The organism is Verrucomicrobiia bacterium (genome assembly GCA_035577545.1).
GTDB lineage: Bacteria > Verrucomicrobiota > Verrucomicrobiia > Palsa-1439 > Palsa-1439 > Palsa-1439.
The window spans coordinates 130,281-144,650 of the sequence record DATLVI010000031.1 but is presented as its reverse complement, the minus strand read 5'-3'; the positions used below and the strand labels follow the sequence as shown (position 1 = coordinate 144,650).

The following is a 14,370-nucleotide window of genomic DNA, read 5'->3' as shown; positions in this document are numbered from 1 at the left end:
TACCGAAAATCATTTTGCTTTTCCAGCGGTCGCCAGCGGCGTCGCCGCGGCCGTATTGTCCCCCTTGCGCATGCTCCACCATTGCTGGGCGATCGAAAGAAACTGTTGCACGGTGTAATAGAGCACCACCCCGGCGGCCAGTTTGTAAAAAATAAACATCATCATCAGCGGCATGAACATCATCATCTTCTGTTGCTGCTGGTCGCCGGTCTGCGGCGTGATTTTCATCTGCCACACCGACAGGCCCGTCATGACCAGCGGCAGGGGATTAATTGGCAACCCCAGCACCTGGAAGATGGTGTCCGGCGCCGAAAGGTCGTGGATCCAGAGAAACGACTGCCCGCGCAGTTCGATGGCGCTGACGAGCATGCGGTAAAAGGCAAACAGCACCGGAATTTGCACCAACATCGGCAGGCACCCGGAGACCGGGTTGATCTTGTGCTCCTTGTACAGCTTCATCGTCTCCGCGTTCAGCCGCTGCGGGTCGTCCTTGTACTTCTCCTTGAGCTTGTTGATCAGCGGCTGGAACTTCTGCATGGCTTTCATCGACTTGATGCTCTTCGCCTGGATCGGCCAGAAGAGGATCTTGATGAGAATAGTGACGAGGATGATCGCGATGCCGTAGCTCGGGATTAGTCCATGGAAAAACTTCATGCCTTTCAGAAGCACCACACTGATCACGCCCCAGAACCCGAATTGCATCACCTCTTCCTGGCCCTTGCCGAGCGCCACCAGACGTTCGTACGCTTTCGGCCCGGCGTACCACGTGAACTCGTAGCGCTCCATCGCATTGGTGGTCATGGTGGTGGGCCGGATGATCAACGCGGCGAATACGCCATGCGGCGGTTCCTTCGCTTTCCAGTCGGGGGGAGGCGCGAGATCCACCTGCTTGCATTCAATCGCAACGGCGTTCGTCTCCGGCGTGAGGATCATCGCAAAAAACTGGTTCTTCACATCGCCCCAACGCGCACTGATCTCCTCACTGCCAATTCCTTTGTCGGCATTCTTGGTGATCTGCTTCAGATCGCGATATTGATACTTGTCACCCGCGAGCCAGCTCGCGGTCAGGTAGGTGGGCAATTCCTTCGTGGTCGTCGGTGTCACCGTGCCGATAACCACGTCCGCAGTAGCGGGCAACGGTTCGGCGCCCCGAGCCATGCGGGCGATCTCAACTGCGCCCGTCAGTAAATACCCGTCGTTAAGCGAAAAAGTCTTGGTGATCCCCAAGCCGCCTCTCGTTTGGCGTTTCATCACGACGGTGTTCGGCGCAGGCTGCTCCACCGCAAATACCGAGTCGGGACCGGCGTTTGTGATCCCCATCAAGGTCAGCGCCGGGACGAAATTGGTTCCGTTGAGCACGACATCACCAGAGCCGTTGACCTTGTGCTTGAGCAATTCGACCGTGCGCACGCCGCCGCCCCACGTCGTGAATTCCATGCGGACGAATTCGTTGCTGAGCGTAACGATTTGCTCGGGGGATCGGGGTTCCTCGGGTTGGACAGCGGCGTCCTTCGGTTGCTCGACCGGCTTCAGCGCGGGCCCCTCCACCGTCGTCTGCGGGGCCGCATTGGTTACAGCAGCCGCGGTCGCCGCCCTGGCCGGTTTCGGTTTCGGTGGGTAGATTTTATTGATCGCGTACTGCCAGCCGATCAGGGCGACCAGGCAGCCGAGAACCACGAGCATTGTCTTTCTGTCCATCATCGCTTTGGCACCGGGTCGTAACCACCTGCCGCAAACGGATGGCAGCGCGCCAGCCGCGTGGCCGACAGCCACAGCCCGCGCGCGGGACCAAGCTTTTCAATCGCTTCGTGGGCGTAACAAGAACAGGTGGGATAAAAGCGGCAGCAGCCGCCCGGAGCGGGTGCGGGTAAAAACATTCGTAGCGGCGAGAGGTAGCGATAGTGCCGCAGCAGCAAAAGAAGTAAAGGTTTGATCACGTCTCGTTCAGGATGCCCGCTGCTAGGAACAGCCGCAATAAATCCGCCTCCACGTCCTGGCGGCGCTTTCCGTTGATGGCACTGCGGGCAATCATGACAATCTGTAAATTGGTTTTGAGTTTCTGTTTGTTCAACCGGTACGCCTCGCGCAGAAGCCGCCGCGCGCGATTGCGGACGACGGCGCCACCGATCTTGCGGCTCGTGACCACCCCCAGCGCGCGACCCGCTGGTGGTTCGTCCACCGTGTAGAGCACGACAAACCGGCCAACGAACTTGCGACCGTGTTCATACGCGCCCCGAAATTGGTAGCCGCGCTGGAGTCGCTCGCTTTTGGGCAATGTACTGCTTCCCGCCACCCGGCCTCCGCCTTGCCCCCGCAAGGAACCTGACCCTACACAGAAAGGCGCTTGCGCCCTTTGCGGCGACGCCGACTCAATGTCGCACGACCACGTTTCGTGCGCGTGCGCTTCAAAAACCCGAATCTTCGTTGCCGCCGAATCTTGGACGGCTGATATGTCCTTTTCATGTGTCAGTCCCTGTTTTGGGGAACGCGCATCATAGCAAGCAGGACTCGATTGTCAACCATCGAGCGAAGCGGCTGGAGATGAAGGATTTCAATGCCGCACACGCACAACAGCCGATCCGTTTGGTGGCTCGCGGGCTGGGACTGGCACACATTGCGCTACTACCCCACATGCTATGAAACACAAGGGTTTGGCGCTGTGGCTAACGCTGTCCGTACTAATCTGTCCGTTCTCTTTCTCAGCGGAACCCAGGGATGAGGCTGTCTCCCAGCCGGTGGCGCAAAACAATCCCACCGATGCCGTCTCAGAACTGCGAAATGAGGACTCCGTTTTCTCCATTCTTATTGAGGCATTCCGTCAGGTCCAAGGGCGGGTCATCCAAACCGACTACGAAGCCCGCATCAAGGCCGCCAACGCGCTCGATGACCTCAAGACGCGCCGTCGCGTCGTCGTGTTGGCAAACCAGGAGCGCGACCTGCGCGTAAGGAAGCTTTACCACCAGATCGGCAACCTCTGCACCACCTATGACACCACACGCCATGACGACGAACAGGCGGCGGGTGTGGAAATCCCGGTCAACATCGACACCGGTCACGCGGCGAAGACCTTGATGGATTACGTTTTCATCGCGCCCACGGTGGACGACAAGACCGGCGAGAAGAAGACGCAGGCAATTCCCGCCAGCAACTACCTGCTCGACAAGTTGCCCGATCCCGTCGAGTAATCGTTACGCGCGAATAAACATTCTCGCGAACTGCTCATAAATCTTTGCTGACACCGGCCCGGGTTTTCCCGAGCCAATTGTTTTCCCGTCCACACTCACAATCGGCACGACCTCGGACGTCGTGCTGGTCAGGAAAATCTCTTCCGCCGTGTAAAGTTCGGCTTTGGTGATCCGTTCTTCCACGGTTTCAATCCCGGCCGCGCGCGCTGCCTCAAGAAGCTTGTCGCGCGTGACACCAGCCAGGATATGCGTGCTCTTGGGCGGCGTCCGCAATCGCCCCTGCTGCACCAAAAACACATTGCCCGCCGTGGCTTCATTCACGGTGTCATCTTCCTGCACAAATATCGCGTCGCTCACGCCCGCCTTCTTCGCCGCCTGGTAGGCAAGCACGCTGGGCAGGAGCGCAATGCTCTTGATGTCGCAACGCGCCCAGCGAAACTCCGGCAGTGTGATGACGGCTATCCCGTTCGCTGACAGTTTTGTCGCAGGCGCCGGGAGTTCGCGTACCGTCATCACGATCGTTGGTTTGGCGTCTTTCGGTATTCCCCTATGACGCGGTGCGCAACCCCGGGTGATTTGCAAATAGACAATCGCCTCGGCAAAACCCGAGCGTTGCACGCCTTCCTCGATGATCGACGTCAACTGCTCGGGCGTGAGCGAGACTTTGATCTCAATGGCCTCAAGGCTTCGGAAAAGCCGCGCCAGATGCGCGTCCGTCGCGAAAGGTTTACCGCCGTACGTACGCACGACCTCGTAGACGCCGTCCGCGAACTGAAAACCACGGTCCTCCACGCGGACGGTGGCGTGTTCGAGAGGCAGAAATTCTCCATTGACGTATGCAATCTCAGGCACGGTCAGTTATCCCCCTTGTCGAGAAAAACAACGGGCCGACTATAGTTTTACCCCCGCCGCCTGTCAACGATTGGGGTCGCCGTACCTTCGCATCACTTCCTTGACCTCCTCAGTGCCATCGGGGCTTTCAAACTTTGCGCCAGCCTTGATCAACATTTCGACAACCACCGGATAATTGCCCACCTGTCGAAATCCACTGTGTTGTGAGCCATAAATGGCCCAGTCGAGTGGCGTGCCGTTATGAACGGTGTCGGTTATTTCCAATGGTGGGTTATGCTGCAAGAGCACCATAACCATTGCACGATCGCCGTAAAATGCCGCCCAATGCAAGGGCGTCCCACCTTCCTGGCTCCGTCCGTCCAAGGGTAAACCCGCCGTCAACATCAAGCGCACAGCCGTCAAATTATCGTTTCGGGCCGCGTGCGCCAGATGGCGGCGATCTGCATCCAATAAACTTGCGGCAATATTGGGCTGCATAGCCAATAACGATTTCACGGTAGATTCATCGCCGAGCCAGCAAGCCGCGAGTAACTTTACATCGACCGGGCTGCGCTCCATGAGCAAGGAGAGGACATCTTCATGACCGAACTGCCGGGCCACCTGGTGCGCCGACACGTACCACCCGAGTGTCCATTGATAGATAGTTCCACCGGTCTTACCACCAACCATCGGGAAAAACTCATCGCTCACACGCAGGCGAGTGCAGTCGGGATTATTATCGAGATGTTTGCTAACCAGGTCCGCGTCCCCCAGCGCTGCCGCCATGAGGATGTCCGTCTTGCAGCCGTGTCGAATGAGGCAACGAGCGACATCCTGCCGGTCCTTGACCATGTACTGCGCCGGCGTAGACTCATGATCCACATCCCGTGCTTCAATGTCGGCGCCGTGATCCAGCAGGTACTCGGCGATGGCCGCCGTGCTGGCAAAGTGAAGGGGTGTCTGGCCGTCGCCGCCACGCGCATGTACGAGCGCCGGGTCGGCGGACACCAGGGCGCGGAGTCTGTCCAATAAGCCCATGCGTGCTGCGGCATGGATGTCCACAATCGCGCCGCGCTCAACCGCATACGCGGCCAGCTCGGGGTTGACTCCATGGAGCAGCCCAAATCCTCCCGCCCACCAACGACTCTTTGCGTTGATGTCAGCACCGGCAGCGAGCAATACGTCGATCATCTCACGGCTACGCGCCTGGACGATTGCCGGGGCGTCGAAACCCAGTAACGGCTCGTTAATCCTGTCTTTCAACTCCGGATGGCGTTCCAAAATCCTCCTGGCGTGGGCCGTGTTATCCATGGTGACCGCTTCTTTAAACAGTTCAGCCGGGTCGTCGGTTTCGAGGGCGACAGACTGAACATGCGCCTTCAGCTTGGGCCAGCTCTCGAAGCCGTATTCACGGGCAATGACAAGCTGGGCATCGCTCAACGGAAACTCAGCGTCGCGAATCGCTTCATCGGGTTCATCGACGAACTGTGGATGACTTTCCCTAGCCCGCTGAATCGCTTCGGCATCGCCGGACGCGTGGAGTTTGTGGAGATCTTTGGCCTGCTTCTTGAGTTGCTCAAGGGTCGGCCGGGCCGGCAGTTGCTTCTTCATCACGAACTTCCTTTCACTTATGCCTGGAGTCCGCACTTTCAGGCTGAAAGAAGGTTCGTACCTTCGTGTCGCTCATTAAGGTGGGCTCGGCCCTTTCCGCGGACTGGATGCGCCCTTTGCGCACTGGTTAGTGTAGCCATGTTCTTTCAAAATGCCACCAAAAAAACAGAGTCATGATGGATTTTAGATTGAATTCCCGCTCTGGTTCTTCTACGGTGCGCGCCAAGGGGGATTTTGAATTTATGGGAGGATATCGTAAAGCGCCGGGAGTTTTTTCGGCGATCGCCGTTTTCTTCGTAGCGCTCTGCTTACCTGTGGCGGGAGAAACCAATTCTGCGCCGGCAGGAAAGGATCAACCGTCCGAAGGCAGCACCGAATGGGCGCAGCATGTCGTTCAGTCTTACGAGCAGCTCCAGGAACAGCAGCGATCCATGCTGGTTGGCATCGAGCAGGCCCGGCAGGATGCGGCCGCCGCCGCGCGCGCAGTCGAACAGGCCCGGCAGGATGCCGAAGCCTCCGCGAAACGCAACGGCGAAGAAGTGGAAGCACGACTGAATCGCATCGAACAATCCGTCACGGCGGAGCACGAACACGAGATTGAGACCGTTCGGCTTTCACAACGTTCCACACTCATTACGGTCGGCATTTTTGCGACCCTTGGATTCCTGGGAATGCTGTTCTTCGTGGTGTTCCTGCTACGGATCATGAACCGCCGTACCGAGACCCTGATCGCGCAATTTACCGGGCAGGCGCTCGGTCCCGGCTTCACGCCTGCCGCCCTCTCCGCCGGCGACACGCATGTCGTTTCCGTGAGCCGCGTCGAACAGTCCACCGCGCGCTTCGTCAACACCATCGAGCGGCTCGAGAAACGCATCAACGAACTGGAAGGAACCGCGGACCCGGTGCCGGACGGTGAGCAGCCGGACTCGGACAAACCGGCGGAGGCGCCAGCGGCGACGACCGAGGCTCATTCCGAAACCCCTGAACCGGATCCGGCCGTCACGCGCGCCAAAACCGAAAGGGCGGAACGCGACGCCCGAATCGCGTTGTTGCTGGGAAAAGGGCAGGCGTTGCTCAACCTGTCGCAAGCCGACACCGCGCTGGCGTGTTTCGACGAGGTGATCGCGCTGGACGCGACCATTGCCGAGGCGTTCGTCAAGAAAGGCATGGCGCTGGAGCGGCTCGGGAATCTTGACGGGGCCATCGACTGCTACGACCGCGCGATCGCGTTGGACGACTCGATGACGATGGCCTACCTGAACAAGGGCGGGGTGTTCAATCGTCTGGAACGTTACAGCGAAGCGTTGCAGTGCTACGAACAAGCGCTACGCGCGCAACAAAAACCCAGCCTCGTGTAAGTTCACGCGAGAGGGGCGCTGGCTGCTCTCGACTTCGAGCGCTTTCTTCGCGAGTTGGAAATTCGCGCGCAGGAGTTCGCGGTTTTCCTCTTCCTTCGCCGCCAACTGGCTTTCCAATTCCCCAATGCGACCCTCGTAGGCGGCGATCTTCCGCTCCACATTCGTTTGTGCGCGGGCGATTCGCTCTTCCAGATCGACCATGCGGCGGGTCGCTTCGGCCTGCGTGTCGATCAGGCTTTCGCGTTGTCCGTAGAGCGCCTGTACGAGCCGGTTCATCATCATCCGCGCGAGTTGCGGAAGTAACGTCGCGCGCATGGTTGCCGGGATGCTTTCGACGCGCTCGTGGTCGGGCCGAATCAACTCCAGGGCGCCGCCGCTGGATGCGCCGGGATGCTGGAGCGGTTCCGCGGGGAAAAAGTCCGATATGGAATAAGGGGGGACGACGATAGACTCCCGACAGTTCGTGCAGGAGATGACGGCATTAATGCCGTCGTCAGACACGGCCAGTTTTTGGCCACAATTCAGGCAACGAAACTTGATCACGGTCCCCTCCTTGGTAGAAACCGTTGCGCTACAATGGCGCAGCACAGAATGGGAGTCAATCCAAATTCCGGGGTTTCAGCGAAAAACCGGCTAATCCCCCTCGGCAAGTAAAACGCCTCGGCGGAGGGTAGTGGCCTCGGCGGCGTCCCCAAATTCCGGTTCTTCCATCTCCGATTCCCGCGGCTTCAACGCATGATTGCGCGCGAGCAGCATATAGATCGAAGGCACAACAAACAGCGTAAACACGGTCCCGATCATCATCCCGGTGACGAGCACGGTGCCGATGCTGTTTCGCGAACCGGCGCCAGGCCCACGGGCCAGCACGAGGGGAAAATGTCCCGCAACCGTTGCCACGGACGTCATCAGAATCGGACGCAAACGGGTTCCAGCGGCTTCGATGACCGCGTCGAGTTTGCTCTTGCCCGATTCTTGCATCTTGTTGGCAAATTCCACGATGAGGATTCCGTTTTTGGAAACAAGACCCACCAGGGTGATCAACCCAATCTGGCTGTAGATGTTCAATGTCGTGAATCCAAGGAAGCTGAATAATAGCGCGCCAGAGAGCGCGAGTGGCACCGAGCCAAGGAGAATGATCAACGGATCGCGGAAGCTCTCAAACTGAGCCGCCAGCACAAGGAAGATGAGAATAAAGGAAAGAATCAGCGTCGTGTTCAGGTTGTTCCCTTCCACCCGCAACTGCCGTGCTTCTCCACCGTAATCAATGTTGTACCCCTTCGGCAGGATTTTCGCGGCCTCTTGCTCGAGTACCTTCAACGCCTGATCCAGTGTCGCGCCCGGCCGGATGGCCCCTTGGATCTTGACAGAATTCAATTGCTGGAACCGATACATTGCCCTCGGTTCGGTCGTTGACTTCAGAGTCGCAAACGTCGAGAGCGGCACCAGCTTTCCATTGGGCCCGCTGATGTAAAAGTCCTTCAACTGGTCCGCATTCAGGCGCTGCACGCGCGCGACCTCTGGAATGACCTTGTAACTCCGGCCCTGGATATTGAAACGATTGACATAATTGCCTCCCAACATCGTGCCGAGATCAGCGCCAACCTGTTGCAGGTTCAATCCCAGTGACGCTACCTTGTCGCGGTCGAAGACGACCTCCGTCTGAGGCTGGTCAAATTTCAGATCGGTGTCCGCAAACACGAAGATCCCGCTCTCCAGAGCTTTCCCAACCAGTTGGTTGGCGAAGTCGATGAGTTCCCGCGGCTCGGCTGTGGAGGCCATGACGAATTCCACGGGAAACTGTCCGCCCCCTGGCAGCGGGGCGGGTGTCGTGGCGATCACGCGAACGCCAGAAATGTTGCTGACCCTCGCGAAAACCTCGCCGAGTATCTGCTCGGTGTTTCGTTTCCTCTCGCTCCAGGGTTTGGTCACCATCCCGGAAAATCCGCCCGATGGATCGGTGAGTTGGAACGTGTGCTCCGTTTCCGGCAATGATTCAAACACTTCGTTCACCTTTTCGGTGTAACGTGTGGTCTGTTCAATGGTGGAATTCGGCGCAGCCTGGACGATACCGAAGACCACACCTTGGTCCTCTTTCGGCGCCAACTCATGCTGTGAAAACAGGAGAAAGGGAATCATCAGCAGGATCACGATCAAAGCCAGGGTCAAGGTCACCGGGCGCCACTGCAAGGTGTTCGTAAGGGTTTTGATGTACCGCTGGCGGAGCTTGTCGAAGCGATTGTTGATCCAGCCGGCAAATCCGCGATGGGATTCGCCGCCACGCAAAAGTTTCGACGACATCATGGGAGACAAGGTCAGGGCAACGAACCCGGAAACGATCACGGCCCCCGCCAGCGTCAGGGCAAACTCGCGGAACAATGTCCCCGTGAGGCCGCCCTGGAAGCCAATCGGGGCGTACACCGCCGCCAGCGTGATGGTCATGGCTATGATGGGGCCGAACAGTTCCCGCGCGCCCTTGACCGCCGCGTCGTACGGTTTCAATCCTTCGTGCAGATGCCGCTCGACGTTCTCGACGACAACGATCGCGTCGTCCACGACCAGACCAACCGAAAGCACGATCGCCAGCAACGTCAGAAGGTTTAGGGTGAACCCAAACACCAGCATCAAGAAGGCCGCGCCGATAAGTGAAATCGGGATGGCCACCACCGGAATGAGCACGGAACGGAATGAGCCAAGAAAGAGAAAGATGACGATGATGACGATCAGCAACGTCTCCAGCAAGGTGTGGGTCACCTCGCGAAGCGCGTCGCTGATGTATTTCGTGGAGTCGTACGGAACACCGACTTTCATGCCGACCGGCAACTGGCTTTCAATCTGGGGAAGCTCGGCCCGGACGGCCTTGATCACATCGAGCGAGTTGGCGGTCGGCAGCGCCCAGATACCCATAAATGTCGCCTTCTCACCCGAGAACTGGACATCCTCATCATAACTCTCCGCACCGAGTTCAACGTCGGCGATGTCCTTTAAACGAACGATGGCGCCGTTCTGTTGGCGGATGACGAGCTCCCGAAATTCATCCGCCGTGCGAAGGTCGGTGTTTGCCGTCAGATTCACCGAGATCATCGAGCCCTTGGTGGCACCGACAGCGGAAAGAAAATTATTGGCGGCCAGGGCGTCGTGGACCTGCGACGGCGAAATGTTGAGCGCGGCCATGCGGTCCGCCTTGAGCCAGATCCGCATCGCGAATGTGCGGGCGCCGAGGATGTCCGCGCGCTGGACGCCACTAATGGCCGTCAGCTTCGGCTGGACGACCCGGGTCAGATAATCGGTGATTTGATTCTGGTCGAGGTCCTTGGAATAGAAACTCAAATAGGCTGCCGCAAACTGGCTGTCGCTGGTGGCAATTTCAATGATCGGGGCCTCAGCCTCCGGCGGAAGGTCATTCCGCACCTGAGCAACTTTTGCCTGGATCTGAGTCAGCGCAGCGTTGTTGTCGTAATTGAGCTTCAAGTGCACCGTGATCGTGCTCACACCCTGCGCGCTTGAGGATTCGATGTAATCGATCCCGTCGGCGCTCGCGATGACACGCTCAAGCGGCGTGGTGATGAACCCGCGCACCAGGTCGGCATTCGCGCCAATGTATGTCGTCGTCACGGTCACCACGGCGATGTCACTGCGCGGATACTGACGGACGTTCAGCGAGCGAATCGCCTGGAAGCCCGCCAGCAGGATGATCAGGTTGACGACGGTCGCGACAACCGGACGGCGGATAAATAAGTCGGTAAAATTCATGGTCTGGCTTCCGGGATGCGGCTCACCGATTGGGTGGGGTCGGGTTGGCTTCATTTCCCGGCTGAACGCTGTTGTTCACCTGCACCGGGATCCCGCTACGCAGCTTGAAGACCCCGGAGCTGACCACTTCGTCGCCTGCCTTGACCCCGGAAATAATCGACGCCTGGTCGCCGCGTGTCGTACCGGTTTTTACAAATTGCTGCAGCGCGCCCTTGAAGGACTTGCCGTCGGGCCCCTGTATTTCTTTGACGACGAAAACCGAATCGCCATAAGGCGCGTAATTGATCGAGGTCGCCGGAATGGAAACGACGTCCTGCTCCGGCTGGATCACCTCGACATTGACGAACATGCCGGGGCGCAAGCGGTTTTCCGCGTTCGCCACCGTGCCCTGGATCAGGATGTTCCGCGTCGATTCATCGAAGCGGGAATCGACCGCAGTGATCTCGCCTTCAAACTGATCGCCCGCGACCCCATTCGCTTTGACGTGAAGCTTTTTTCCAATTGCAATCTGACCGAGGTTTTCCTGTGGGAGCGAAAAGTTCACATAGATCGGGTCGGTCGACTGTAGCGGCACGATGGGTGCGCCGACATCCAGGTACTGGCCAAGGTCCACCTGCCGGATGCCGATCAGTCCATCGAATGGGGCCGTAATGGTCTTGCGGGCGATGTGCGCTCTCGCGTCATCAACAGCCGCGGCCGCTTGGCGAAACTCGCTTTCGGCGGAATCGTAGTCCGACTGCGAGACGGCCCCACTGGCCCGGAGATCGCGCTGGCGGTCGAGGCTCAATTTCGCAAGGTCGCGACGCGCTTCCGCGGAATGCAGCTGGGCCTCTTCTTGCGAACTGTCCAGTTTGACCAGCAGGTCTCCCTTTTTCACCGTGGCGCCAGACTGGAAAGAAATCCGCGAAATGATCCCCGCCAAATCCGTGCTGACGGTGACACCATTGACGGCCTTCAGCGAACCCACTGCGCTCAAAACTGGTTGCCAGCGCTCTGTCTTGGCCATAGCTGTCGTGACCGCGGTGGGAGGTGGCGCAAATTTCGCGGCCATAGCAACTCCCGTTTTAATCTGCCAGCGTTTCCAGGCGCCAATCGCCACAATGAAGAGAAGCATCAGTCCCAGCATGACTACCATTCGCCTGGCCATTCCGGGTTTTGAACTGCGTGCTGGCTGTGATTTACTTTCCGGTCGGGCATTGCTGAAAGTCGCCGAGGAGGAGGTCGCTGTGCTCTCGCTGATTGGGAATGAGTTTTTCATAGCGCGTTTGATCTCTGAGTTATAGTAGATGTTCTTAAGTTGAAACGGTTTCTTTGACCCCCAACAGCGACATTGTTCCTTCTTCCATCTCGTCGAGCACGGAAAGATCGTTCTGGATCCTGGCATGTGTCAAGAGACCTTCGTAGTACGCAAAAACCATTTCTGCTTTCGCGGCGGGATCGGGGGCATGGATGAGTCCCTGGGAGTGCGCGTCCCGAATTGTCGACTCCAAATACTTCCGATGATGAACCATAATCTCCTGGATCTTCGCGCACAGTTCCGGCTCTTCCGTGCTCACCTCGGAACCCATCGAATGCAGCGGACAGCCGAGCACGCGTCCATGCTTTTTTTGAAGCTCACTCTGCCGTTCGACGAGGTACTGGCATATTCCATGAATCCGTTCCAACGGTGGAATTGCAGGAGAAAAAATCGCGTCTGTTCGTTCGCGATTCTCTTGAAACTTCGCTTCCACAGCTGCAATCGCGAGATCTGATTTTGAGTCGAAGAAATAGTAGAAGCTGCCTTTCTTTACGCCAGCCTTCTCGCAAATGTGGTCGATGGTGGTGCTGCCGTATGAGCCCGTGTGGATCAACTCCAGTACCGCCTCCATCAACTTCTCTCTCGCATCGCTAACACGTCCCATAATTCAGTCCTCTCGTTTCTTGACCCAATTTCGCAACGCAACCGAATTTAAATCCAATTTGACTAAACAGTCAACTACTATTTAACTTGGCGTGGACAGCGTCGTTTCATGTGGTAGAATAACTTGGAATATATGAGAAAAATGCTTGTTTTGATCGCGGCCTGCTTCGCCTATTTGGTTGCCGCCGTGACCGTACGGGCGCAGACAAATGAGGTTGCGTCAGCCTTCAGGACGATGCTTTCGGACAGACCGTTCTTCCGCACCCAGAGTGTGCTTACGTTGAGCGGCGATTATGTGAATACGCCGCAGGAGGATTTTGAACAGCTGGGGGTCTGGAACCTGCCACTGACGTTGGACCAAATGGATGGCGTGATCGCCGGAGTCGCGTTCGGTGACGGCGAGCAGCAGGGCCAATGGCAATTGGCTTACCGTCGCAAATTGGCGACTATCGATACTTCCTGGCAGGCGATCGCGGATGCCAGCACGGAACTAACTCTTTCGGACCGCCGCTCGCAGGTGCTTAAGGCCAACTATAACGTCCGCAACTGGTGGCGACTCGGCGTCGCCGCGTTTGTTGAAGACAGGTTGGGAGACGACGCCGGTTCCGACCCTGTTCCGCTCTTCCCAAACGGTCATCAGTCCATCGGTTTCCAAATCGATACGACTCTGAAGTTCTAATCCTGCTTGCGCGCCCAACGGAGTTTGGCCGAACTGGAGCGGGGATTGTCGTGGCGTTCTGCGGGCGTAGGGCGAATGACTTCCTGGGCGATGTCGGCGTAGAAACCATCGCGCAAACCGGTTTCAAAAGCCTTCTTCACGCGGCGGTCCTCACCGGAATGGAACGTCAGGATGGCAACGCGCCCACCGGGATTCAGGCAACCGGGAAGATTTCGCAGAAAACTGTCCAGCGCCGAGAATTCGTCATTCACGGCGATGCGTAGCGCCTGGAAGACGCGGCGAATGGAATTATCCATTTCGTCATCCACCACTTTGCGCTGAAGAGCCTGGCGAATGGCATGAGCCAGTGCGGTCGTGGTCGGAAATGTCTGTCCGGCGAGAACCCCGGCCAGCACGGCAGCCCGCGGTTCATCGGCGTTCTCCTCCAGCAAGATGGCGAGTTCTTCGGCAGTGGTCCGCTCCAGCAACGCAGAGGCGGGCTGCCTGCGCTGTGGGTTCATCCGCATATCGAGCGGGCCCGCAAACTTGGCTGAGAAGCCGCGCCCCGGATCATCGAGTTGCATCGAAGAAACACCGAGGTCGGCGAGAACCATATCGACACCGGCGAGTTTCTCGGCGGTGAGGACCTTGGGAAGTCCCGCGTAATTGCTGCGGCGTGCCACGAAAGTTTCCGGTCCGAACCCAAGCGCACGCAATCGCGCCTCCGCCTTCGGCAACTCGATGGGGTCAACGTCCAGGCCGATGAGACGTCCCCCGGGTTGCAACTTCGGCAAGAGTTCCCGCGCGTGACCGCCGTAGCCCAGCGTGCCATCCACGGCGATTTCACCCGACCGCGGATTCAGCATTTCGAGAACTTCCGCGACCATGATCGGCCGGTGCGTGCCAGCGGGCGTTTTGCCAGAAGCAAGGACTCTGGCAATGGCCTCGGGGTAACGCTCGGGATTGCGCTCCTTGTATTTGTCCTCGAATCGGCGCGGGTTCTTTCCAGAATAGCGTACGCGCCGTTTGTGTTGCGGAGCAGGAACTTGCTCGGGCGTCGGGCTGTCGCTCATAATT

The 14,370-nt window shown here is 58.2% G+C and carries 15 protein-coding genes; 4 read left to right on the top strand and 11 right to left on the bottom strand.

Annotated elements, in window-relative coordinates; translation table 11 throughout:
- Window positions 1-9 precede the first annotated feature (9 nt).
- The 4 genes from yidC to rpmH are packed head-to-tail and all read right to left on the bottom strand — an operon-like array spanning window position 10 to window position 2,463.
- The gene (yidC, locus tag VNL17_11070) at window positions 10-1,701 is read right to left on the bottom strand and encodes a membrane protein insertase YidC (protein ID HXI84614.1); all 1,692 of its coding nucleotides are present in this window, start codon (window positions 1,699-1,701) and stop codon (window positions 10-12) included.
- Window positions 1,698-1,937 (bottom strand): membrane protein insertion efficiency factor YidD, encoded by a 240-nt coding sequence (gene yidD / locus VNL17_11065; protein HXI84613.1) that lies wholly within the window; start codon window positions 1,935-1,937, stop codon window positions 1,698-1,700. The genes yidC and yidD overlap by 4 nt, the downstream gene beginning before the upstream one ends.
- The gene (rnpA, locus tag VNL17_11060; protein HXI84612.1) at window positions 1,934-2,275 is read right to left on the bottom strand and encodes a ribonuclease P protein component; all 342 of its coding nucleotides are present in this window, start codon (window positions 2,273-2,275) and stop codon (window positions 1,934-1,936) included. Before rnpA ends, yidD begins: the two co-directional genes overlap by 4 nt.
- A gap of 53 nt (window positions 2,276-2,328) precedes the next feature.
- Window positions 2,329-2,463, bottom strand: a complete 135-nt coding sequence (gene rpmH, locus VNL17_11055; protein ID HXI84611.1) for a 50S ribosomal protein L34 — start codon at window positions 2,461-2,463, stop codon at window positions 2,329-2,331.
- A 173-nt stretch (window positions 2,464-2,636) separates the two neighbouring features.
- Here rpmH and VNL17_11050 point away from each other — a divergent pair, with 173 nt between their 5' ends.
- The gene (locus tag VNL17_11050; GenBank protein ID HXI84610.1) at window positions 2,637-3,185 is read left to right on the top strand and encodes a hypothetical protein; all 549 of its coding nucleotides are present in this window, start codon (window positions 2,637-2,639) and stop codon (window positions 3,183-3,185) included.
- A 3-nt stretch (window positions 3,186-3,188) separates the two neighbouring features.
- Here the strand turns inward: VNL17_11050 and VNL17_11045 are convergent, their stop codons facing one another.
- Complete coding sequence (locus tag VNL17_11045) at window positions 3,189-4,037, bottom strand: D-amino acid aminotransferase (GenBank protein ID HXI84609.1); 849 nt, start codon at window positions 4,035-4,037, stop codon at window positions 3,189-3,191.
- A 63-nt stretch (window positions 4,038-4,100) separates the two neighbouring features.
- Window positions 4,101-5,627 carry an ankyrin repeat domain-containing protein gene (locus VNL17_11040; GenBank protein HXI84608.1) on the bottom strand — a complete coding sequence of 509 codons (1,527 nt, stop codon included), beginning with the start codon at window positions 5,625-5,627 and terminating at the stop codon, window positions 4,101-4,103.
- Window positions 5,628-5,869: 242 nt separating this feature from the next.
- Between VNL17_11040 and VNL17_11035 the strand changes: the two genes are divergently transcribed.
- A complete protein-coding gene (locus VNL17_11035; GenBank protein ID HXI84607.1) occupies window positions 5,870-6,985 on the top strand; it encodes a tetratricopeptide repeat protein in 1,116 nt (371 codons plus the stop codon).
- Here the strand turns inward: VNL17_11035 and VNL17_11030 are convergent.
- The 3 genes from VNL17_11030 to VNL17_11020 form a co-directional block, all read right to left on the bottom strand.
- Window positions 6,953-7,528, bottom strand: coding sequence for a hypothetical protein (locus VNL17_11030; GenBank protein ID HXI84606.1), 576 nt, complete (start codon window positions 7,526-7,528; stop codon window positions 6,953-6,955). The two genes, VNL17_11035 and VNL17_11030, sit on opposite strands and share 33 nt — an antisense overlap.
- 90 nt (window positions 7,529-7,618) lie before the next feature.
- Entirely contained in the window at window positions 7,619-10,735 is a 3,117-nt protein-coding gene (locus VNL17_11025) for an efflux RND transporter permease subunit (protein HXI84605.1), read from the bottom strand.
- 22 nt (window positions 10,736-10,757) lie between these two features.
- Window positions 10,758-11,861, bottom strand: coding sequence for an efflux RND transporter periplasmic adaptor subunit (locus VNL17_11020; GenBank protein ID HXI84604.1), 1,104 nt, complete (start codon window positions 11,859-11,861; stop codon window positions 10,758-10,760).
- On the opposite strand from VNL17_11020, the gene VNL17_11015 reads away from it, so the two are divergent.
- The gene (locus VNL17_11015) at window positions 11,860-12,018 is read left to right on the top strand and encodes a hypothetical protein (GenBank protein ID HXI84603.1); all 159 of its coding nucleotides are present in this window, start codon (window positions 11,860-11,862) and stop codon (window positions 12,016-12,018) included. The genes VNL17_11020 and VNL17_11015 overlap by 2 nt on opposite strands.
- A gap of 9 nt (window positions 12,019-12,027) precedes the next feature.
- On the opposite strand, the gene VNL17_11010 is transcribed toward VNL17_11015, so the two are convergent.
- Window positions 12,028-12,636: a TetR/AcrR family transcriptional regulator gene (locus VNL17_11010; GenBank protein ID HXI84602.1), complete on the bottom strand. Its 609-nt coding sequence runs from the start codon at window positions 12,634-12,636 to the stop codon at window positions 12,028-12,030.
- Between the two features lie 132 nt (window positions 12,637-12,768).
- On the opposite strand from VNL17_11010, the gene VNL17_11005 reads away from it, so the two are divergent.
- Window positions 12,769-13,314, top strand: a complete 546-nt coding sequence (locus VNL17_11005) for a hypothetical protein (GenBank protein HXI84601.1) — start codon at window positions 12,769-12,771, stop codon at window positions 13,312-13,314.
- Here the strand turns inward: VNL17_11005 and rsmH are convergent.
- Entirely contained in the window at window positions 13,311-14,366 is a 1,056-nt protein-coding gene (gene rsmH, locus VNL17_11000; GenBank protein ID HXI84600.1) for a 16S rRNA (cytosine(1402)-N(4))-methyltransferase RsmH, read from the bottom strand. The two genes, VNL17_11005 and rsmH, sit on opposite strands and share 4 nt — an antisense overlap.
- Between the last annotated feature and the right edge of the window lie 4 nt (window positions 14,367-14,370).